At 70.3% G+C, this 19,138-nt stretch carries 19 protein-coding genes and 1 tRNA gene; 8 read left to right on the top strand and 12 right to left on the bottom strand.

Going from position 1 to position 19,138, the window contains the following annotated elements; all coding sequences use genetic code 11:
• Window positions 1–12 precede the first annotated feature (12 nt).
• The 3 genes from ACIA8K_RS08075 to ACIA8K_RS08085 form a co-directional block, all read right to left on the bottom strand.
• Window positions 13–519: a DUF2231 domain-containing protein gene (locus ACIA8K_RS08075; RefSeq protein WP_396056249.1), complete on the bottom strand. Its 507-nt coding sequence runs from the start codon at window positions 517–519 to the stop codon at window positions 13–15.
• Between the two features lie 312 nt (window positions 520–831).
• The gene (locus ACIA8K_RS08080; protein ID WP_396056722.1) at window positions 832–2,091 is read right to left on the bottom strand and encodes an MFS transporter; all 1,260 of its coding nucleotides are present in this window, start codon (window positions 2,089–2,091) and stop codon (window positions 832–834) included.
• Window positions 2,092–2,139: 48 nt separating this feature from the next.
• Window positions 2,140–2,634, bottom strand: coding sequence for an NUDIX domain-containing protein (locus ACIA8K_RS08085; protein ID WP_396056251.1), 495 nt, complete (start codon window positions 2,632–2,634; stop codon window positions 2,140–2,142).
• Window positions 2,635–2,700: 66 nt separating this feature from the next.
• Here ACIA8K_RS08085 and ACIA8K_RS08090 point away from each other — a divergent pair, with 66 nt between their 5' ends.
• The gene (locus ACIA8K_RS08090; RefSeq protein ID WP_396056253.1) at window positions 2,701–4,329 is read left to right on the top strand and encodes a fatty acid--CoA ligase; all 1,629 of its coding nucleotides are present in this window, start codon (window positions 2,701–2,703) and stop codon (window positions 4,327–4,329) included.
• Here the strand turns inward: ACIA8K_RS08090 and ACIA8K_RS08095 are convergent.
• Window positions 4,326–4,889, bottom strand: coding sequence for a type 1 glutamine amidotransferase domain-containing protein (locus ACIA8K_RS08095; RefSeq protein WP_396056256.1), 564 nt, complete (start codon window positions 4,887–4,889; stop codon window positions 4,326–4,328). The two genes, ACIA8K_RS08090 and ACIA8K_RS08095, sit on opposite strands and share 4 nt — an antisense overlap.
• 155 nt (window positions 4,890–5,044) lie before the next feature.
• Between ACIA8K_RS08095 and ACIA8K_RS08100 the strand changes: the two genes are divergently transcribed.
• Window positions 5,045–5,117: transfer RNA gene (locus ACIA8K_RS08100), tRNA-Thr, on the top strand.
• Between the two features lie 208 nt (window positions 5,118–5,325).
• Here the strand turns inward: ACIA8K_RS08100 and ACIA8K_RS08105 are convergent.
• The 3 genes from ACIA8K_RS08105 to ACIA8K_RS08115 are packed head-to-tail and all read right to left on the bottom strand — an operon-like array spanning window position 5,326 to window position 6,470.
• Complete coding sequence (locus ACIA8K_RS08105) at window positions 5,326–6,102, bottom strand: phosphotransferase family protein (RefSeq protein WP_396056258.1); 777 nt, start codon at window positions 6,100–6,102, stop codon at window positions 5,326–5,328.
• 24 nt (window positions 6,103–6,126) lie between these two features.
• Window positions 6,127–6,255, bottom strand: a complete 129-nt coding sequence (locus ACIA8K_RS08110) for a hypothetical protein (protein ID WP_396056260.1) — start codon at window positions 6,253–6,255, stop codon at window positions 6,127–6,129.
• The gene (locus ACIA8K_RS08115) at window positions 6,252–6,470 is read right to left on the bottom strand and encodes a hypothetical protein (RefSeq protein ID WP_396056262.1); all 219 of its coding nucleotides are present in this window, start codon (window positions 6,468–6,470) and stop codon (window positions 6,252–6,254) included. Before ACIA8K_RS08115 ends, ACIA8K_RS08110 begins: the two co-directional genes overlap by 4 nt.
• 444 nt (window positions 6,471–6,914) lie before the next feature.
• Here ACIA8K_RS08115 and cutA point away from each other — a divergent pair, with 444 nt between their 5' ends.
• The gene (gene cutA, locus ACIA8K_RS08120) at window positions 6,915–7,223 is read left to right on the top strand and encodes a divalent-cation tolerance protein CutA (RefSeq protein ID WP_396056724.1); all 309 of its coding nucleotides are present in this window, start codon (window positions 6,915–6,917) and stop codon (window positions 7,221–7,223) included.
• Here cutA and ACIA8K_RS08125 read toward each other — a convergent pair.
• Both ACIA8K_RS08125 and ACIA8K_RS08130 read right to left on the bottom strand, forming a co-directional pair.
• Window positions 7,159–8,403 carry a helix-turn-helix domain-containing protein gene (locus ACIA8K_RS08125; protein WP_396056264.1) on the bottom strand — a complete coding sequence of 415 codons (1,245 nt, stop codon included), beginning with the start codon at window positions 8,401–8,403 and terminating at the stop codon, window positions 7,159–7,161. The genes cutA and ACIA8K_RS08125 overlap by 65 nt on opposite strands.
• Window positions 8,404–8,620: 217 nt before the next feature.
• Window positions 8,621–9,619, bottom strand: a complete 999-nt coding sequence (locus ACIA8K_RS08130) for a Ku protein (protein WP_396056266.1) — start codon at window positions 9,617–9,619, stop codon at window positions 8,621–8,623.
• Between the two features lie 174 nt (window positions 9,620–9,793).
• Here ACIA8K_RS08130 and ligD (ACIA8K_RS08135) point away from each other — a divergent pair, with 174 nt between their 5' ends.
• Entirely contained in the window at window positions 9,794–10,726 is a 933-nt protein-coding gene (ligD, locus tag ACIA8K_RS08135) for a non-homologous end-joining DNA ligase (protein ID WP_396056268.1), read from the top strand.
• On the top strand, window positions 10,719–11,627 hold the full coding sequence (gene ligD / locus ACIA8K_RS08140; RefSeq protein ID WP_396056270.1) for a non-homologous end-joining DNA ligase: 909 nt from the start codon (window positions 10,719–10,721) through the stop codon (window positions 11,625–11,627). The genes ligD (ACIA8K_RS08135) and ligD (ACIA8K_RS08140) overlap by 8 nt, the downstream gene beginning before the upstream one ends.
• On the opposite strand, the gene ACIA8K_RS08145 is transcribed toward ligD (ACIA8K_RS08140), so the two are convergent.
• Window positions 11,531–12,226 (bottom strand): TetR/AcrR family transcriptional regulator, encoded by a 696-nt coding sequence (locus tag ACIA8K_RS08145; RefSeq protein ID WP_396056272.1) that lies wholly within the window; start codon window positions 12,224–12,226, stop codon window positions 11,531–11,533. The genes ligD (ACIA8K_RS08140) and ACIA8K_RS08145 overlap by 97 nt on opposite strands.
• A gap of 100 nt (window positions 12,227–12,326) precedes the next feature.
• On the opposite strand from ACIA8K_RS08145, the gene ACIA8K_RS08150 reads away from it, so the two are divergent.
• Window positions 12,327–14,384 carry a pyridoxamine 5'-phosphate oxidase family protein gene (locus ACIA8K_RS08150; RefSeq protein ID WP_396056274.1) on the top strand — a complete coding sequence of 686 codons (2,058 nt, stop codon included), beginning with the start codon at window positions 12,327–12,329 and terminating at the stop codon, window positions 14,382–14,384.
• Here the strand turns inward: ACIA8K_RS08150 and ACIA8K_RS08155 are convergent.
• Window positions 14,381–16,039, bottom strand: coding sequence for a DNA repair helicase XPB (locus ACIA8K_RS08155; RefSeq protein ID WP_396056276.1), 1,659 nt, complete (start codon window positions 16,037–16,039; stop codon window positions 14,381–14,383). The two genes, ACIA8K_RS08150 and ACIA8K_RS08155, sit on opposite strands and share 4 nt — an antisense overlap.
• A 157-nt stretch (window positions 16,040–16,196) precedes the next feature.
• On the opposite strand from ACIA8K_RS08155, the gene ACIA8K_RS08160 reads away from it, so the two are divergent.
• On the top strand, window positions 16,197–16,373 hold the full coding sequence (locus ACIA8K_RS08160) for a hypothetical protein (RefSeq protein WP_396056278.1): 177 nt from the start codon (window positions 16,197–16,199) through the stop codon (window positions 16,371–16,373).
• Window positions 16,374–16,376: 3 nt separating this feature from the next.
• On the opposite strand, the gene ACIA8K_RS08165 is transcribed toward ACIA8K_RS08160, so the two are convergent.
• On the bottom strand, window positions 16,377–18,830 hold the full coding sequence (locus ACIA8K_RS08165; protein WP_396056280.1) for a helicase-associated domain-containing protein: 2,454 nt from the start codon (window positions 18,828–18,830) through the stop codon (window positions 16,377–16,379).
• A 119-nt stretch (window positions 18,831–18,949) separates the two neighbouring features.
• On the opposite strand from ACIA8K_RS08165, the gene ACIA8K_RS08170 reads away from it, so the two are divergent.
• Window positions 18,950–19,138 (top strand): hypothetical protein, encoded by a 189-nt coding sequence (locus ACIA8K_RS08170; protein ID WP_396056282.1) that lies wholly within the window; start codon window positions 18,950–18,952, stop codon window positions 19,136–19,138.

Here is a 19,138-nt window from a genome sequence, read left to right on the forward strand (position 1 = left end):
ACTTAACCACGGTCAGCGCGCGCCGACGAACGCCCCGAGCGCCTGCACCGTGCGCCTGCGGATCGTCACCGGCCGTGCGTCACCCTCGGCCGGCGCGCCGTCCACAAGCTCACCGGCCAGCCAGGCGGCCAGCCCGCCGAGCACGAGTGTCAGCATCTCGAACACCACCACGCCCGCACCCGCGGCCCGCTGCGGATCGCCGACCCGGACCAGCCAGATCACCGCGAACATCGCCAGTACGCCACCGTTGATCAGCCCGTGCGCGGTGGCGAACCGCCGCGCACGCGTACCGGCCTGCAGGAACATGAGGTCGGCGATCCCGGCCAGCCCGGCGATCGCGGCGCCGAACAGCCCGCCGACCACCTGCCAGTACCCGGCCAGCGCCAGCAGCGACGGCCCGCCCATCAGGTGGAAGAGATCGAAGATGACGGCCGTCACGAACAGGCCCATCGGCACCATGAAGAGCATCAGGTGAACCGGGTTCCCCGAGACCTTCAGCCGGCTTTCCACGATCGTCACCCGCTCCCAGATCGACCTACGCGCAGTCGGTACCCGAGGCCGCATATACCAAAACTCGGGTACCGGTGTGACGCGCCACGCCTACATAGTGCACCTTCGGTGTCACTCCATGCTGCACGGACGCCCGTGTCCAGGCGGGCCGGGACCGCCGCTACCGCCGGTGCCCTGCCGGCCGCGCCCGCCGGGGAGATCTTCGGTTACCCGCCAGGGCTCTGGACCGGTCCACGGCGGAACCGGAAGGAAGGCCGCCCGCGGCCGACCGGGGCCCGCGGGAGCGTGCGGGCCGGACCACCCGCAGAGCGGGAAAATTGTTTACCGGTTTTCGGCTGCTGCGATCCAGGCCTCGTCGGCGGTGCGTTTGCGTTCCAGACCGTCGCGGCCGTCGTAGCGGAGGAAGGTGGGGAGCGCGGCGGCCAGCGCGACGGTGCCGAGCACGCACAGCACGCCGCCGGAGACGATCGAGCCGCCGACGCCGGTGACCTTGGCGACCAGGCCGGCGCGGGTGCCGCCGAGCAGCGGGCCGACCGAGTAGGAGATCATCTCGATGCCGGCGAGGCGGCCGCGCAGATGGTCCGGGATGGTCTGGCTCCAGATCGTCATCCGGAACAGGCCGGAGATCATGTCGGCCGCGCCGGCGAACGCGAGGGCCGCCACCACAAGCCACAACGAGTTCGCCAGGCCGGCGGCGACGATGCCGAGGCCCCAGCCGCCGGCGGCAAGCACCACCATCAGGCCGTGCCGGTGCACCTTCCCGGTCCAGCCGGAGGTGAGCGTGGCAAGCATCGATCCGATCGCGGGCGCGGCGTAGAGCAGGCCGAGCACCTTGGGGCCACCGAGGTCGTCCGCGAGGAACGGGTAGAGCGCGGACGGCATGCCGAAGAACATCGCGTTGATGTCGATCAGGTAGGTGCCGAGCAGTTCCGGGCGGCTGCGCGCGTAACGCAGGCCGTCGACGACGGACCTGATCGACGGGCGGTCCGCGGCGGGCGGCGGGGGCACGGCCTTGACCAGCCAGAGACAGATCAGCGAGACCACGAACGTGGCCAGGTCGATCGCGTAGACCCAGTGCAGGTCCACGGTGGCGATCAGGATGCCGGCCAGGCCGGGGCCGGCGAGCTGGCGCACCTGGCCGCTCAGCGAGTTCAGCGCGGTGGCGGCGGCGATCTTCTCAAGCGGCACCACGCGCGGGATCAGGCCCTCCATGGCCGGGCGCTGGATGCCTTCGAACGCGGCGGTCAGGCCGGCGACCAGGTAGAGCACCCACAGGTTGGCCTCCGGCTGCAGCGAGTTGATTAGCAGCACCAGCGCGAGCGAGGAGAGCGCGACCTCGCCGATAAGCACGAGTTTGCGCCTGTCGACGTAGTCGGCGAGTGCACCGCCGACGAACGACATCAGGATCAGCGGCACCAGCTCGCAGAGGCCGAGCAGCCCGACAAGCAGCGGATCATGGGTGATCTGGGCGACCTGGTAGGGGATCGTGACGAAGCTGATGAACGACCCGAGACCTGACACCGTGGAGCCGGTGAAGATCAGCCGGAAGTCCCGGGAGATCCGCAGCGGGGATAGATCCATCACGTTCCGGCATCATGCCCGATCCTCAGCGACCGGGCACGCGGTTTTTCACTTCATCACGAAGCGGCCGGTCCGTTCGAATTCGACCAGGTCATCGATGGTACGGGTGACTGTGCCCGGGATCGGGAACGGCGGCGCGGCGAGGTCCACCCACCTCGCGTCAAGGCTCTCGTCCGTCACGCGCTGCAGTTCCCCGTCCCACTCGTCGACCCGGAACCCGGTGACGAGGTGCTGGTAGGTGTGCCCCCACATGTTCGTGAACGTGTAGTCCGGGCCGGAGTACAGCGCGTAGGGCGTGATCGCCCGCGCGTTCAGCCCGGTCTCCTCCTGCACCTCACGCACGGCGCACTGCTCGATCGACTCGCCCAGCTCCATCGCACCGGCCGGCAACGCCCAGTGACCGTTGTCCGACCGCTGGATCAGCAGCACCCGGCCCTGATCGTCGCGCAGCACCGCGCGCGCGGCGATGAACATCAGGACCCGGTCCCCGGCCAGCTCACGAATCTGGCCCATATACGAGTCCGCCCACGGAATGCTGACCATGACCGAAGTTTTTCACAACGGCCGAGGGCTTCCGCACTGTGACCCCGGCCACTTAGTTTGAGTCACATGCGTAGCACGATGATGTCAGCGCCGTTGCTCGTCTCCCGCCTCCTGGAGCACGGCAGCACAGTGCACGGGACCGCCGACATCGCCACCTGGACAGGCGCCGGCTCGCGCCGGAAGAGCTATGCCCAGGTGGGTACGGAAGCCGCCCGGCTGGCCCACGCGCTGCGCGACGAACTCGGCGTCACAGGCGATCAGCGCGTCGCCACGGTCATGTGGAACAACGCGGAACACCTGATCGCCTACTTCGCGGTCCCGAGCATGGGCGCGGTCCTGCACACGCTCAACCCGCGGCTCTTCCCCGATCAGCTGATCTACATCGCGAACCATGCCGGGGACCGGGTGATCCTGGTCGACGACACGCTGGTCCCGCTCCTGGCCGCAGTGCTGCCCTCGCTGAAGACTGTCGAGCACGTGGTGGTCAACGGCTCCACCTCCGGCGTACCGGAGGGGCCGTGGCAGGTGCATTCCTGGGAGACGCTGCTTGCGGGGCGCCCCACGACGTTCGAGTGGCCCGATCTGGACGAGAACGATGCGGCCGCGCTCTGCTACACGTCCGGGACCACAGGCAACCCCAGGGGCGTGGCCTACTCGCACCGCTCCATCTGGCTGCACTCGATGCAGATCTGCACGCCGGAGGGCTTCGGGCTCACCTCCCGCGACAGGTACCTCGCGATCGTGCCGATGTTCCACGCGATGTCCTGGGGGCTGCCGTACGCGGCGTTCATGTCCGGCGCGTCGCTGATCATGCCGGACCGGTTCATGGCCGGCGCCGCGATCGCCCCGATGATCGCCACCGAGCGCCCGACAAAGGCCGCGGCCGTGCCCACCATCTGGACCGACCTGCTCACCTTCCTGGACGCCAACGAGACCGACACGTCCTCGCTGTCCGAGGTGATCGTGGGCGGCTCCGCCTGCCCACCCGCGCTCATGCACGCGTTCCAGGAGCGGTACGGCATCCAGATCGTGCACGCCTGGGGCATGACCGAGATGTCGCCGCTCGGCTCCGTCTCCCGCCCGCCGGCCGGCGTCACCGGCGACGACGAGTGGGCCTACCGCTACTCGCAGGGCCGGGTGCCCGCCGGCGTCGCGGCCCGGATCGTCGGGCCGCTCGGCGAGGTCATGCCGGCTGACGGCGAGTCCGTCGGTGAGCTGGAGGTACGCGGCCCGTGGGTCACCGCCGGCTACTTCAGCGACGACGAGACCGACCCGGACAAGTTCCGGGGCGGCTGGCTGCGTACCGGCGACGTCGGCACACTCTCCGCGGACGGCTTCCTCAGGCTCACCGACCGCGCCAAGGACGTGATCAAGTCCGGCGGCGAGTGGATCTCCTCGGTCGAGCTGGAGAACCTGCTCATGGCCCACCCCGCGGTCCTTGAGGCATGCGTGGTCGGCGTACCCGACGACCGCTGGGGTGAGCGCCCGTTCGCCACAGTCGTGCTCCGCGAGGGCGCCACGGCCGAGGCCGCGCAACTCCGCGACTTCCTGTCCGAGCGGGTCGCGAAGTGGCAGCTGCCGGAGCGGTGGGCGTTCATCCCCGCGGTCCCGAAGACGTCGGTCGGCAAGTTCGACAAGAAGCAGGTGCGCTCGTCGTACGCCACCGGCTCGCTGACGGTCCTGGAGATCGACTAGGCGTGCTGGCGGTCGTGCGGCCCGGCCGCGATCGCCTCGACCATCTTCTCGCAGAACGCCGGGAGGTCGTCCGGGTTGCGGCTGGTCACAAGTCCCCGGTCGACGTAGACCTCCTCGTCGACCCAGGTCGCACCCGCGTTCGCCAGGTCCGTGCGCAGGCTCGGCCAGGACGTCAGGATGCGCCCGTCCACCACGCCGGCGTCGATGAGCGTCCACGGCCCGTGACAGATCGCGGCCACCGGCTTCTGCGCGTCGAAGAACGACCGCACGAACCGCACCGCGTCCGCGTCCGTCCGCAGAAAGTCCGGGTTCGCGACGCCGCCCGGCAGCACAAGCGCATCGAAGTCCTTCTCGCCGGCCTCCGCCACGACCTCATCCACCGGGTACGTCTTCGACTTGTCCATGTGCTCCATCGCCTGGATCTCACCAGACTTGATCGACACCAGCACCGGCGTGCCACCCGCGTCGATCACCGCCTGCCGCGGCTGGGTGTACTCGACCTCTTCGAAGCCGTCAGTCGCCAGAAACGCGACCCGCTTCCCCTCCAGCACTGCACTCATGATCAGTTCGCCCCTTCCAGGTCCGGTGTCTCGCTCGCCCACCGGGTTCCCACCTACCCCGACCCGAAACCATCCCGACCCTGACCTGCCGCAACGCGCCGGTGGGGATTCGGGTGGAGGTGGTCTCGGCGCGTGACGTATATTGTGTGGGCGTTGCCGCCTTAGCTCAGTCGGTAGAGCGTGTTACTCGTAATAACAAGGTCGACGGTTCGATTCCGTCAGGCGGCTCGGTAACGTCAAGCCCCTGGTCACCTCGGTGACCAGGGGCTTGTTCGTTCGATATCCAAGCGCGCCCTCCCGGAGGCGCTTGACCACCGCGGTGTTCGCCTCGTCGTTCTGCGCAGCGCCAAGGATCTTCGGATCAACCGGCCGCGGCCCTTCCCGCTCTCGGTGGGCAGCGTGACGCGATCAGGAAGTAACGGCTGGAGATACACCCCTAGCGCCGGTAGCTCGCCCATTCGCTGGTCCAGACCGCGAGGTCATGCACCCACTTCTCAGCGCTCTGCCGGGACTTGGCCACCCACTTCGCGGCGTTCCTCGTCGCGAACTCGTCCAAGGCTTCCTGACCGGTCGACCAAGCGGGGAACCGGGCCAACCAGTTTTCCGCCTGTTCAGCGGTGTGGCCGCTACCGACCAGCCACTGCACCAGCAGTGCCAGCTCGACCCACGATGCCGCCCTTGTCGTGTAGGCCCAATCGACGATCCGCAGGCCGCTCGCGGCGATGATCAGGTTGGACGGATTGAGGTCGGAGTGGACGAGCATCTCGCCGGCCATCGCCGGGTGGAAGAACCCGAGCCGGGACTTGGCGCTGTGCCACTCGCCGGCCGGCGCGGGCGTCCGCTGAAGGTCTGTCAGCGCCCGCTCGAGCAGGTCGAGGTCGGGGCTGCCGGGCGACAGGTCGGGGTGGGCTCCGTCGAGGTGCTCGGTACCCACAAGCAGCCAGCCTTCCACTTCAAAGGAGCATGTGACCGCGGGCGGATATCGAAGGATTGCCGCCACTGACTCGTTCGCCTTCAACTCATAGCGCAGTGACCGGACGCCCAGATCGGTGGAAGCCGCCTTGATGAAAGCCCGGCCGTTCGGCCCGGTGACGGCCGCAGCGATCTCCGCGTGGTCTCCATCCGGAGCCGGGATCACGCTGTAGTCGCCCGCCATCCATTCGGAGATCTTCCTGGTCGCGGCTTCAGGCAGAACGTTCCAGTCACTGCGCACGTACTCACTCCTCGGCTAGGCGAATTACCGGCCCGGTTTCGGCGGGCGGTAGCTCTCCGCGTTCTGGCGCAGCTCAGCAGCGAGGAGCCCGGCCAATTCGTCCCACTGTCCGGCGGTCAGCCACCAGCCCGGATGCTCCAACGTAGCGATCACGGGAGCCATCCGACCGGGCGCCTCGCATCGCGCAGGGCCTCCACGCGTGCCAGGACCACGCGCTCGGCATATGCCATGCTGCCGTCGGGGCCGACCTCGGTGCCGACGATGCGTACCCATTCCAGCCGAGGGTGGTGCTGGCCGATCTCCCGCACGATCAGTACCAATGGTGAGACGCCTGAAACACCGAACAGGTCGGCCGGCCGGAGCTCCACCGTGTCACCAGGCGCTACCGGCATCACGACGGATTCGCCTTCCGTGGTCCTAGCGTCCGCGCCGAGAGTCGGCCCGCCTGGCATTCGTCGTACCAGATCACGCCACGCACTTCCCTGCTCGTCAGGGGCGCGGCAGCAGCGCGGCACTGCGCAGCTACCGCCGCACCCGGTCTGGGAGTACGGCGACCCGAGATGGAAATACGGCATCGCTGCACCGTCGGGGGCGCGGCGAATGGATGCGACCTTCTCAGTGGAGGAATCAACTGCCGCGCCATACATAGCCTTACCGCCGCCCACGATGATCAATAGGGGTTTGGCGTCCGGGACGTGTCCGGTTCGTACAGGTCTCTGTCCGCTCGTTTCCGGACATGCGGCGGACAGCCGCGCTCCCTGCACGGCCGAGGCTCGTAGGCTATGTCCGTGACTACAGACACGCTGCTCGTCATGACCGCAGCCCCCACCGGTGAGGACGCACGCACACTCGCCCGCTCTGCGGTGGAAGCGCGACTCGCGGCGTCTGCCCAGATCGTCGGCCCGGTCGAGACCGTCTTCTGGCACCTCGGCGAATTGGGAGGCGGCGAAGAGTGGCAGGTACTTCTACGCGTAACTGTGGAGGGCTACGCCGCTCTGGAGGAGCACCTGGTCAATGAACACCCGTGGGACAACCCAGAGGTCACAGCTCTCCCATTCACGCACGCAGCTCCGGCGTACGTGGCGTGGATCCAGCGGGCGACAACGGCACATCAGGCCTAGTGGCCGCGAGCTGCGCCTTGAGCCCTTTGCCGGATGTTCCAGGGAGGCGATCAGCAACTGCCGCGAGCCTCAGCCATGGCCGTGTCGATGCCACACCGTCGGCAAGCCCGAGCGCCTGACTCGCGAGCGTCTCCGCGTGCTCCGGTTCGCCGGCGTCCACGTATGCGTCAGCGAGCCACGACATGTAGAGGGCCTTGTCCCGTGCCTCGGTGTCCGGCATCGCGGAGAGGGTGCCCTCCAGCGCGCTGATCGCGCGGACCGGCCGTCGCAGGACGGACCAGCACCGACCGCGCATGATCTCGACCTCGGTCGCGTTTACCCAGGCCGACCAATCCGGCTCGTCGGCTCCGGCATCGACGACCGCCGCCGCTGCGTCGTCCATCATGCTGAGCGCGGCGTCGCACTCACCTCCCACCGCCATGGCCCAGGCACATCGCTCCACGAGGAGCGCTCGGACGCTGGCGGGCGTCTCCCCACCAATCGCCTCGCATGACGCTCGGGCCACTTCAGTGGCTGGCCGACGAAGGGCGAGGAGTTGGTAGGCCAGCAAGGCGAGGGCGTTGCCGGTCAGCGACGTGTCGTGCGCCTGTTCGGCGGCGGCCAGGCTCAGACGGTAGAGCCGCTCCGCCTCGGTCTGCCAGCCCGCGTCGAAGGCAGCCCATCCGGCCTGCTGCGCCTGCTCGGCGAGGATGCGCAGCAGCTGTTGGCCGGTGGTACCGGTGTAGTTGCCATGTTCGATCAGGGATTCGGTCGCGCCGACCTCACCGAGATACAGCTGGTACGTGCCGGCGCCACCGACGTAATCATCCAGGCGCCGCAGCCGGACGGTGCGTCGGCGTAGCCGCGTGATGTCGCCTTGGCCGACACGACCGGTGCGGTGGGCCGCGGGGCCGGGAGCGAGACCGCCGGCCATCGCAGCGAGTCCCAACTGCACGGCCTGGCGGCGAGGGACTGTGACGGTCTGAGCCAGTCGAATCAGCTCGCCACTAGCGCCGAGCGCATCGTCCAGCAGCCTCACCGTCTCCTCCGTCGGGGACGCCTTGCCCGTCTCGAAATCACTGATCTGCGTCTTGGAGCTAAGCGCTCGCCGGCCGAGGTCTCGCAGGGGGAGGCCACGCTGCTGGCGGAGATTGCGCAAGCGGGCGCGCCATTCCTCGTCAATGTCCACAGTCCGTCGCACGGCAGCCTCCCCGGTTGACGACTGAGCGCGGCAAGCCAGCATGCATCAATCTGCCGCTGATTCGCAGGCTACAGCGCGTGAGGAACCGGCGAGGGGACGTACCCGATCGGGTACGGTCCGTTCAAAGGCCCCGAGGTCAAGCAGTGCGGCCCCGCTGACCTCACTCTGCTTACGGGCGTCCCGGAACGGTCGTGCTGTGGGAGACCATGAAGCGTCGTCAGGAGGCCTTCTTCGCGGCGGCGTTGGTGGTCTTCTTGGCTTCTGCGGTGGTCTTCTTCGCGGCTGTGGACTTTGCTGCGGCGGCCCTCTTCGCTGGAGCCTTCTTGGCCGGGGTCGCCTTCTCCGCCGACTTTCGGGCGGCCGTCTTCTTCGCGGCGGCGGCGGGGGCGGCCTTCTTCGTACCCTCGCTGCTCTTCGGGTCTTTGCCGGTCTCTTCGCCGCGGGCGGCGCGGGCGCGTTCGACTGAGGCGCGGAGGGCGGCCATCAGGTCGGTGGCGGCGGGGGCGGCTTCCGCTTCCTCCTCGGGGGCGACCACCTCGCGGCCCTCGACCTTCGCGTCGATGACCTCCTGGAGGGCGGCCCGGTAGTTGTCGCTGTAGGCCTTCGGGTTGAAGTCGGCGGCCATCGAGTCGATCAGGGAGGAGGCCATGGCGAGTTCGGCGGGGCGGATCTCGATGTCGTCGTCGAGGAAGCCGAAGCCGGGTTTGCGCACCTCGTCCGGCCAGAGCATGGTGTTGAGGAGCAGTACGTCGTCGTGGACGCGCAGGGTGGCGAGTTGTTCCCGTTGGCGCAGCGCGACCTTGACGATCGCCACCCGGTCCGCGTCGCCGAGTGCCTCGCGGAGCAGTACGTAGGGCTTGGTGGCGGTGCCGTCCGGCTCCAGGTAGTAGGACTTGGCGTAGAGGATCGCGTCGACCTGGTCGGCCGGGACGAACTCCAGGACCTCGATCGCGCGGGACGTGGAGAGTGGCAGCTCCGCGAAGTCGTCGTCGGTGAGGACGACCATCTCGCCGCCGCCGATGTCGTAGCCCTTGGCGATGTCGTCGAAGGAGACCTCTTCGCCGTCGACCGAGCAGACGCGCTTGTACTTGATCCGGCCGCCGTCGTCCCGGTGGACCTGGTGGAACCGGATGTCCTTTTCCTCGGTGGCCGAGAACAGCCGCACCGCGATCGACACCAGGCCGAACGAGACGGCGCCCTTCCAGATAGCCCGCATGGTCCGCTCCCTAGCCTTGACCAGCCGGAACCCCCGCCCGACATTTGGCCCGGTAACTACGAGGATCGCACTGATCTCGACCTTCCGCGAGGTTTTGGGCCGAGCGCCTTTATTGCCATGGGGGTCGGAGCCGCAGCCCGGCCTTCACGGCGATAGAGGCGCTAGGCTGCTGAAATGGCGGCCGGGCCACGCCCGATGCTGGCCACGTCGGGCGAGCTGCCCGCCGGCGCCGGCTGGGCTTACGAGTTCAAGTGGGACGGCGTCCGCGCGCTCGCGGATGCGTCAGGCGGCGCGCTGCGCCTGGCCGCCCGGTCCGGCGCGAACATCACTGTCGCCTACCCGGAGTTGGCGCCGCTCGGCACGCTGCTCGACGACGCGCTGCTGGATGGCGAGATCGTGGTGCTGCACGAGGGGCGGCCGTCGTTTCAGCTGCTCGCGGAGCGGATGCATGTGCGCGATCCGGTGCGCGCGGCCCGCCTCGCGGTGACCCGGCCGATCACCTATCTGGTGTTCGACCTGCTTCGGCACGACGGCGTGGACCTGACCGGGCTCTCCTACGAGGACCGGCGTGACCGTCTGGAGTCGGTGCTTGCCGACGGGCCGCGCTGGAACGTGTCGCCGCGGTTCCTGGACGGGCCCGGCACCCAGTCGGCCGCGGAGGAGAACCGGCTGGAGGGCGTGGTGGCCAAGCGGCGCGCCTCGGTCTACCAGCCGGGTACCCGCTCGCCGGACTGGATCAAGGTCAAGATGGATCTGACGGGCGATTTCGTGATCGGCGGCTGGCGGCCGGGGGTGCGGAAGATCGGCGGGCTGCTGGTAGGTGTGCCGGGCCCGGACGGGTTGCTCGGTTTCCGGGGGCGGGTCGGCGGCGGGATCAGCGCGGCCACGGAGGCGTCCCTGCTGGCGGTGCTTGAGCCGTTGCGGTCCGGCGCATGCCCGTTCGACACGGTCACCCGCGACGATGCCCGGGGCGCGATCTGGGTACGCCCGACGCAGGTGGTCGAGGTCAAGTACGGCCAGCGAACCCTCGACGGCCGCCTGCTTTTTCCACGATATTTGCGTTTAAGGCCGGATAAATCGCCCGAGGAGGTGACAGACGATGCCTAGCCGCATGCTTGTCGAGGTGGACGGCCGCGAGGTGGAACTCTCCAACCTCGACAAGGTGCTCTACCCGTCCGCCGGCTTCACCAAGGCCGAGGTGATCGACTACTACACCCGGGTGGCGCCCGCGCTGCTCCCGCACCTCCGCGGCCGCCCGCTGACCCGGATCCGCTATCCCAACGGCGTCGCCGGCCAGGGTTTCTTCGAGAAGAACGCGCCGTCCGGCAAGCCCGGCTGGGTGCGCACAGAGACGCTGCCGGTGCCGAACTCCACGCACGGCCGAGAGACGATCGACTTCGTGGTAGTGGACGACCTGCCGACGCTTGTCTGGATCGCCAACATCGCCTCGCTGGAGCTGCACACGCCGCAGTGGCGGATCGGCGCCGACCCGGACCTGCTTGTGGTCGACCTGGACCCGGGCGAGCCGGCCGGGTTGCGCGAGTGCGCCGCGGTCGCGGTGCTTGTGCGCGACCGCCTCGGCGACGACGGCATCGCCTGCTACCCGAAGACCTCCGGGAAGAAGGGCATGCAGCTGTGCTGCCCGGTCGCCGGAACCCAGAATTCAGAGATCATTAGCGGGTACGCGAAGCGCGTCGCCGAGGAGCTCGCGCGCACGGTGCCGGGCGGCATCACGGCGAAGATGGCGAAGCAGCTGCGCCCCGGCAAGATCTTCATCGACTGGAGTCAGAACGCGGCGTTCAAGACCACTGTCGCGCCGTACTCGCTGCGGGCCCTGTCGTTGCCGACCGCGTCCGCGCCGCTGAGCTGGGGCGAGGTGGAGTCGTTCGCCATCGGGTCGGCGACCGCGCATCAGCTGTCCCCGTCCGAGGTGCTCGCCCGCCTCGAATCCGACGGTGACCTGCTGGCGGCGCTGCTGTCGCCGGGCCCGGAGGTGCCGGCCAGGTAGCGGTGGACCAGGTCCACAAGCTCGTTCTCCACGGTCTCGACCGGGACGGTCCGCGGGCTCGCCATCAACTTGTGCACGTTGATCTCCACGGTGAACAGGATCAGCCCGGCCGCGACGTCGAGATTGCCGACGCCGACGTCCGGGTGCCGGGCGAGCAGGTCGCGCAGCTGTTCGACGCGGGTCCGCTCGTGCCTGTCGATCGCCTCGACCAGGTCCCGGGAGACCGGCACCTCCTCAATCATGATCCGGAGCAGCTGCGGGTCGTCGTCGTGGTTGTCGATCGCGGTGCGGACCAGCGCCCGGACCGTGTTCCGCAGGCTGCCGGGGGTGAGGTCGAGCTGGTCGGGGTGGGTCCAGGTGCCGCGGTCGATGTGCCGGACCAGCAGCGCGGCCAGAATCGCGTCCTTGTTCGGGAAGTACTGGTACAGCGAGCCGATCGAGATCCGGGCGCGCTCGGCGATGCGGTTCGTGGTGCCGGCGGCGTACCCGTGCTCCGCGAAAATGTGAGCAGCCGCGGCGAGGATGCGCTCGCGGGTGAGCTCGGCGCGCACCTGGCGGGGCTTGCGACGTGGGTCGAGGCGGCGGTCGGCCGACGGCATGCGATGTCTCCCCGGTGCGGCGGAAAGCGAGTAGTCAGAAAGCTGAGCGATTATTCATAATACTCTCCTGAGCTGCTGAAACTCTATCGGGAGTGCTGACATGAATCGAGTCTCCACAGTCGCCGGCATCGAATCGATCATCGGTAGGCCGGTCGACGTGGTGATGCGGAAGCAGGTCGGCGCGCTCGACGAGGGCTGCCGGCGCGTGCTTGCCGCGGCGCCGCTGGCCGGTCTGGGCTACCTCGACGCCGAGGGCCGGCCGCACACCACTGTCGTCGGCGGCCGGCCCGGGTTCGCCGAGGTGGAGTCGCCGCGGCGGATATCGCTGCCCGCCGGCCCGCTCCCGCCGGTCGGCAGCGGAGTGTCGTTCGTGTTCCTGCTGCCCGGCGTCCGTGAGGTGCTGCGGCTCAACGGCACCGTGGCCGGTACGTCCGGCCGGCTCGTCGTCGACCTGGAACAGGTCTACGTGCACTGTGCCCGCGCGGTCGGGCGCTCCGGACTCTGGGAGACGCCCCGCCCCGCACCGCCCCGCCCCGGCGGCACCCCGGACGGGCCGCTTGCCGAGGCCCGGGTCGCCGCGTTCCTGGCGGCCACGCCGTTCCTGTTCGTCTCGTCCTGGGACGCGGACGGCGGCAGCGACACCAGCCCGCGCGGCGACAACCCGGGTTTCCTCCGGGTCCTCGACGGCCGGACGCTTGTGATGCCGGACCGGCGCGGCAACAAGCGGGCCGACACGTTCCACAATCTCCTCACCGACGACCGGCTGTCGATTGTCGCGCTGGTGCCAGGCCGTCTGGAGGCGCTGCACCTCAGCGGCCGTGCCGAGATCACCGACGATCCGGGCCTGCTGGCGACGATGGCGATCGGGGCGCAGGTCCCGCACGCGGCCGTCGTGTTCACCGTCTCCGAAGCGATCGTGCGGACGAACGAGGCCGTCGGCGCCGCGCAGGCCTGGGACCGGACGCGACACGTCGACCTGACAGCCGTGCCGGACCTCAACGCGCTGGCCACGGTCCACCTCGCCGGCAACATGCCGCAGAGCGCCGGGGGCCGGCTCATGCGGGCGGTCGCCCGGTGGCTCGACAGGTACCCGCGCTTCACCCGCCCGCTCACCGCGGCGCTGTTCAGCAGGGAGCTCAAGCGCGAGGGCTACGAGCCGGACCGGCAGCCGCCGCCCGCGCCCGGCCGGCCGGTCCGGGTCGCCGAGGTGATCCGCGAGACCGCCGACGCGACCACGCTGGTCCTGGAGGACCCGGCGGGCACGCCGTTCGACTTCCTGCCGGGCCAGTTCTTCACGCTTGTGCTCGACATCGGCGGCCGGACCGTGCGCCGGGCCTACTCGGCGTCGTCCGCGCCGGGGTCGGCGCGCGTCACGCTCACGGTCAAGCGCACGGCGGACGGGTACGCCTCCGCCCACGTGCGGGACGCGGTCCGGGCCGGCGACGAGCTACGCGTCCTCGGCCCGTCGGGTTCGTTCCACGTCGACGGTGCGCCCGCGGAACTCGTGCTGCTTGCGGCCGGCAGCGGCATCACGCCGATGATGAGCATCATCCGGTCCACGCTCGCCGGCGACGGCCGGATCACGCTGTTCTACGGCAACCGCACCGAGGCCGACATCATCTTCCGGGCCGCGCTCGACGAGTTGGCGCGGGAGCACCCGGGCCGGCTGACCGTGCGGCATCTGCTGTCCCGCCCGGGGCCCACCTGGACCGGGCGGCGGGGGCGGCTCGACCGGGAGACCGTCCGGGAAGCGCTTGCCGACGGCGCGCACTACTACGCCTGCGGCCCGGCCGGCATGCTGGCCGGCATCCGCGAGGTGCTCGACGAGGCCGCGGTGCCGTCCGGCCGCCGCCACGAGGAGACGTTCACCGGCGGCGCGGTGGCGGCCGGGGACGGCGTCGCGCAGAAGATGACGGTAGGCGACCTCGGCACCGTCACCGTCGCCGCCGGGCAGACGCTGCTCGACGCCGGCCTGGAGGCGGCGCTGCCCATGCCGTACTCGTGCACGGTGGGCAGTTGCGGCGAGTGCCGGGTGCGGCTGCGCGCCGGCGAGGTGAGGACGGCCGAGCCGAACTGCCTGAGCCGGGCCGACCGGGATGCGGGCTACGTGCTCGCCTGTGTCACGCAGCCCCGCACCGAGGTCGTCATAGAGATTTAGAACTCCGGCAGCTTCGGGCCGAGGATGTCGTCCGCGTCCGTGATCGTGTACGCGTACCCCTGTTCGGCCAGGAACCGCTGCCGGTGCGCCGCGTACTCCGTGTCGATCGTGTCCCGGGACACCACCGTGTAGAAGTGCGCCTGCCGCCCGTCCGCCTTCGGCCGCAGCACCCGGCCCAGCCGCTGCGCCTCCTCCTGCCGCGACCCGAACGTGCCGGACACCTGGATCGCCACCGCCGCCTCCGGGAGGTCGATCGAGAAGTTGCCGACCTTCGAGATGACAAGCGTGGAGATCTCGCCGGCCCGGAACGCGTCGAACAGCCGCTCGCGCTCCTTGTTTGTGGTCGAGCCCTGCACGATCGGCGCGTCAAGGAACTCGCCGAGCTGGTGCAACTGGTCGATGTAGCCGCCGATCACCAGCTTCTGATCGTCCGGGTGGCGGTCCAGCAGCGCCTTCACCACCGGCAGCTTGGTCCGGGCGGTCGCGGCCATCCGGTACCGCTCCTCCGCCTCCGCGGTGGCATAACTCATCCGCTCCGCGTCGGTGAGCGTGACCCGGACCTCCATGCACTCGGCCGGTGCGATCCAGCCCTGTGCCTCGATGTCCTTCCACGGCGCGTCGTACCGCTTCGGGCCGATCAGCGAGAACACGTCGCCCTCGCGGCCGTCCTCGCGCACCAGCGTGGCGGTCAGGCCGAGGCGACGGCGCGCCTGCAGGTCCGCGGTGAACCTGAAGATCGGCGCCGGGAGCAGGTGCACCTCGTCGTAGACGACCAGGCCCCAGTCGCGCGCGGAGAACAGGTCCAGGTGGGTGAACGCGCCGTTCCGCCGGGAGGTCAGCACCTGGTACGTCGCGATCGTGACCGGCCGGATCTCCTTGCGCTCGCCGCTGTACTCGCCGATCTCCTCCTCGGTGAGCGAGGTGCGCGCGATCAGCTCCCGCTTCCACTGCCGGCCGGCGACCGTGTTCGTCACCAGGATCAGCGTGGTCGCCTTCGCCTCCGCCATCGCGGCCGCACCGACAAGCGTCTTCCCGGCGCCACAGGGCAGCACCACCACGCCGGAGCCGCCGGCCCAGAACGTGTCGACCGCCTCCCGCTGGTACGACCGCAGCGTCCAGCCGTCCTGCGCGAGGTCGATCTGGTGCGCCTCGCCGTCCACGTACCCGGCGAGGTCCTCGGCCGGCCAGCCCAGCTTGAGCAGCGCCTGCTTCAGCCGCCCGCGCTCGGACGGGTGCACCGCGATGGTGTCGTCGTCGACCTTCTCGCCGAGCATGCCGGCCATCTTCTTCGACTTCGCGACCTCGATCAGCACCATCCGGTCCAGCGCGTGCAGCACCAGGCCGTGCTGGGGGTGGTTCATCAGCTGCAGCCGGCCGTACCGGTCCATGGTCTCGGCCACGTCCACAAGCAGCGCGTGCGGTACTGGGTAGCGGGAGAAGCGGATCAGCGCGTCCACCACCGCCTCCGCGTCGTGCCCGGCCGCCCGCGCGTTCCACAGGCCGAGCGGGGTCAGCCGGTACGTGTGCACGTGCTCCGGGGACCGCTCCAGCTCGGCGAACGGCGCGATGGCGATCCGGCACGCCTGCGCGTCCTTGTGATCGACCTCCAGCAGCAGGGTCTTGTCCGATTGCACGATGAGTGGTCCGTCAGGCACGTCCGTGACTCCCTCCAGGCGACCATCCAGTCTGTCACGCGATCAGCGCATGCGGGCAATTCACCGTGTCCCGTTGGTCACGTAGCTGTCACCCTCGATGTGGGTGCTCACCTAGCGGGCGGGGGTAGGCATGCGTCCTTCCGACGACGATTCCCGGGTGTCCAGGGCGACTGTGGTGGGCTACGCCACGCTCGGCCTGCTGCTGATCGGCTGGTTCCTGTACGGCCTCTTCATCGAACGTCAGGGCCTGGTGGAGTCGATTGGCGAGTCGCTCGGCTCCGCCGTCACCGCGCTGCTCACCCTCTCGATCATCGGTTCGGTCCGGGGCGGCTGACGGTCAGGACGGGAGGACCGCGGCGGTGATCCGGTGCAGCGCCATCGTGTGCAACATCTCGGTCCGCTCGTCCTCCGCACGCAGATAGCCCGCGCCGATCGACACCGGGCGGACCAGCCGCGTGGCGGTGGCGCCGTGCGCGTCCACGTAGCCGACCCAGACCAGCGCCTTGTCCCGGACCGCCTGCTGCAGCACGGCCAGCGCCAGCGTGTGCTCCTGCCCGTCGCCGTCCCGCACGGTCGCCGGCGCCCGCCGGGCCGCACGGGCTGCCGCATCGCCGCGCCGGATCTGCTCGATGATGCCGAGCAGCCGTGGCCGGGTCAGCCGGGACGCGATAAGCGAGTCCGACGCCTGCGCGCTGCCCAGCGGCACCCGGGCGGCCGCGCGCTTCGACTTCGGCCGGTTCAGCACTGTGGCGCCGGACGCGTCCTCCGGCACCGGCGCGTACCCGGCCTCGCGCAGCGCGGGCAGCAGACGCCCGGGCGCGTACGGGCTGCACAGCACGGTCGGGGCGAGCCGGCGCAGCGCCAACTGGACCAGCCGCTTGTCCGCCAGCGCCTCGGCCAGCAGCGACTCGTCATCGCTGCGCAGATAGGCCCCGGCGGTCCCCACCCGCAGCCCGCCGTGCTTACGCGCCACGTCGTCCACCAGGTACGTCAACGCCTGCGGCACCGGCGTCCGGGACCGCCGCTTGAACAGCGTGTGCAACTCGTCCGCGGAGTAGCCCGCGTCAAGCGCCCGCCGCACGCTCGCGGTGGTCAGCCGGTAGACGCTCGCACCGCCCGCCGACTCCGGGTCCGCCACCGCGTCCAGCTCCGCGGCCAGCGCCGGCTCCGGCGGGCCCGGCACCACCACCGACAGGTCCGCCTGGATCAGCACGTGGTCGACCGGCGCGGGCAGCAGGCCGTCAAGCGCGCGAACCGCCTCCGGGTCGCCCGGCGCCCGGTCCGCCTCCGCGCGCAGGCCCAGCGGGTCGTCCGCCATCGCCGCGTCCCGGGCCGCCGCGGACGTCTCCTCCTCGACAAGCAGCCGGCCGAACGTGGTCAGCGCGCCCAGCCCGGTCACGCCCAGCGCCGCGGCCTCGGCAAGCGCCAGATGCGCCGCACCCTCCCAGCCCCGGGTCCGCCGCGGCGAGCGCCACACCATGATCGACAAGATCTCGTCCCCGGTCGGCGCCGCGCCCGGCTCCAGACCGGCAAGCACCTCCATCACGACCCGCCGGTTCGTGGGCGCGCCCGGGCGATCGCCGTCCGGGGAGAGCGCGTTGAGCGGTTTGTCCCGGTCGTCGCGCTGGCCCGGCTGGATAACCTGGCGGGGCATGGCCAGCCAGGCGCCGGCCAGGTTCGCCCAGCGCTGCGCGAGCGACATGGCCCGCCACAGGTCGTAGGACACGGTCGGCAGCCAGATCTGCTCACCGGCCGGGCCACCCACCCGGCGGCTCTTCGCGGTCGCGGCCTCCGAATCGCCGAGCAGGCCGGCCGCGTACGCCACCTCCAGCAGCAGGATCGACGTGCCCTCGTCCACTGCTGCCGACTTGGCCAGTCGACGGATCTCCCGCACGCCCAGGCCACCGGCGCGCAGCACGGCCGGCGGCTCGGCCGCGACCGCGTCAAGCAGCGCCTCCACGCGGCGTACCGTCTCCATCGCCTGACCCGCGCCCGCGGAATCCGCCGCCTTGAGATCGCGGCCGATCGGCGTGATCGCCGGAGGCCGGGCGCGCAGCACGCCGAGCGGGCCGGTGTCCCGCCGCAGCAGCAGGCCGATCTCCCGGGGCAGCTCCACGGTCTCCGCGGACACCGGCACCAGCAGTCCCTGCTCCACCAGACGGCGGACCGGGCCACCCGGCTCGTCCGTACCCTCGTCGTCCAGGTCCGTGTCCGGAATGCCGATCGCGGAGCCCGGCGTCACACCGGCCAGCGCGGCCGCGGACACCGTACCCACCGGCGGGCCCTCGGCCAGCCGGTCAAGCACCGCGCGGGCGGACGGCGACGCGGCCAGCACGGCCCGCCGCAGCTTCGCCGGGTCCGCACAGAGCGCCTCGGTACGCGGGTTCAGCTCCGCGGCCGGGTGACCCAGACCCGCCGGGTACGGCGAGGACACGTCGTCAAGCGCGGGCGTCAGCTCCAGCGCGTCGTCCGGGCCGTAGAGCAGGAACAACGCGCGCAGCTCGGCCAGCGCGCCCGGAACCTCGGGCAGGTCCGGAGCCATCGCCAGGATCGCGGCGGCCGAGGTACGCCCGTCCGCGTCCCGGGTCAGCCGCGCCGCGTCCAGGATGAGCAGCGTGAACTGGGTGAGACCTTCCAGCGCCCGGGCCGTGGACACGCGGGACTGCGCGCGGGCGGCAAGCGCGGACACGTCGACGGGAACGGGCACGGTGAGATCCGGACGGCGGCGCAGCAGGTCGCTCAGCTCTTCGTCCGTACGGGAGCGCAGGTGATCCGCGAGTGAGGTGGTCATCGTCCTTCAACGCTATCCGGCCGCGCCCGGCGCAGGAGATCCATGGGACGATGATCCCCGGACGAGGCCCTCGGTGGGAACATCTTCGCGGGCCATATCGACAGGCGGAGGAGCAGCACATGGCACAGCGGCCGGCGAATGAGCAGCCTCAGGAGAAGGTGCGTTCCAAGGAGGTTAAGCCCGGGCACCTCGCGGTGTCCGAGTTCGCCTCCGACCGCCCGGGTGCGAACTCTCCGTTCGGTGACGACCAGACGCTCCCGCTGCCGGTCGAGCGCCTCACGTACCACCGCAGCGACTCCGGGCACTGA

Source organism: Catenuloplanes sp. NPDC051500 (assembly GCF_044454585.1).
Lineage (GTDB): Bacteria > Actinomycetota > Actinomycetes > Mycobacteriales > Micromonosporaceae > Catenuloplanes.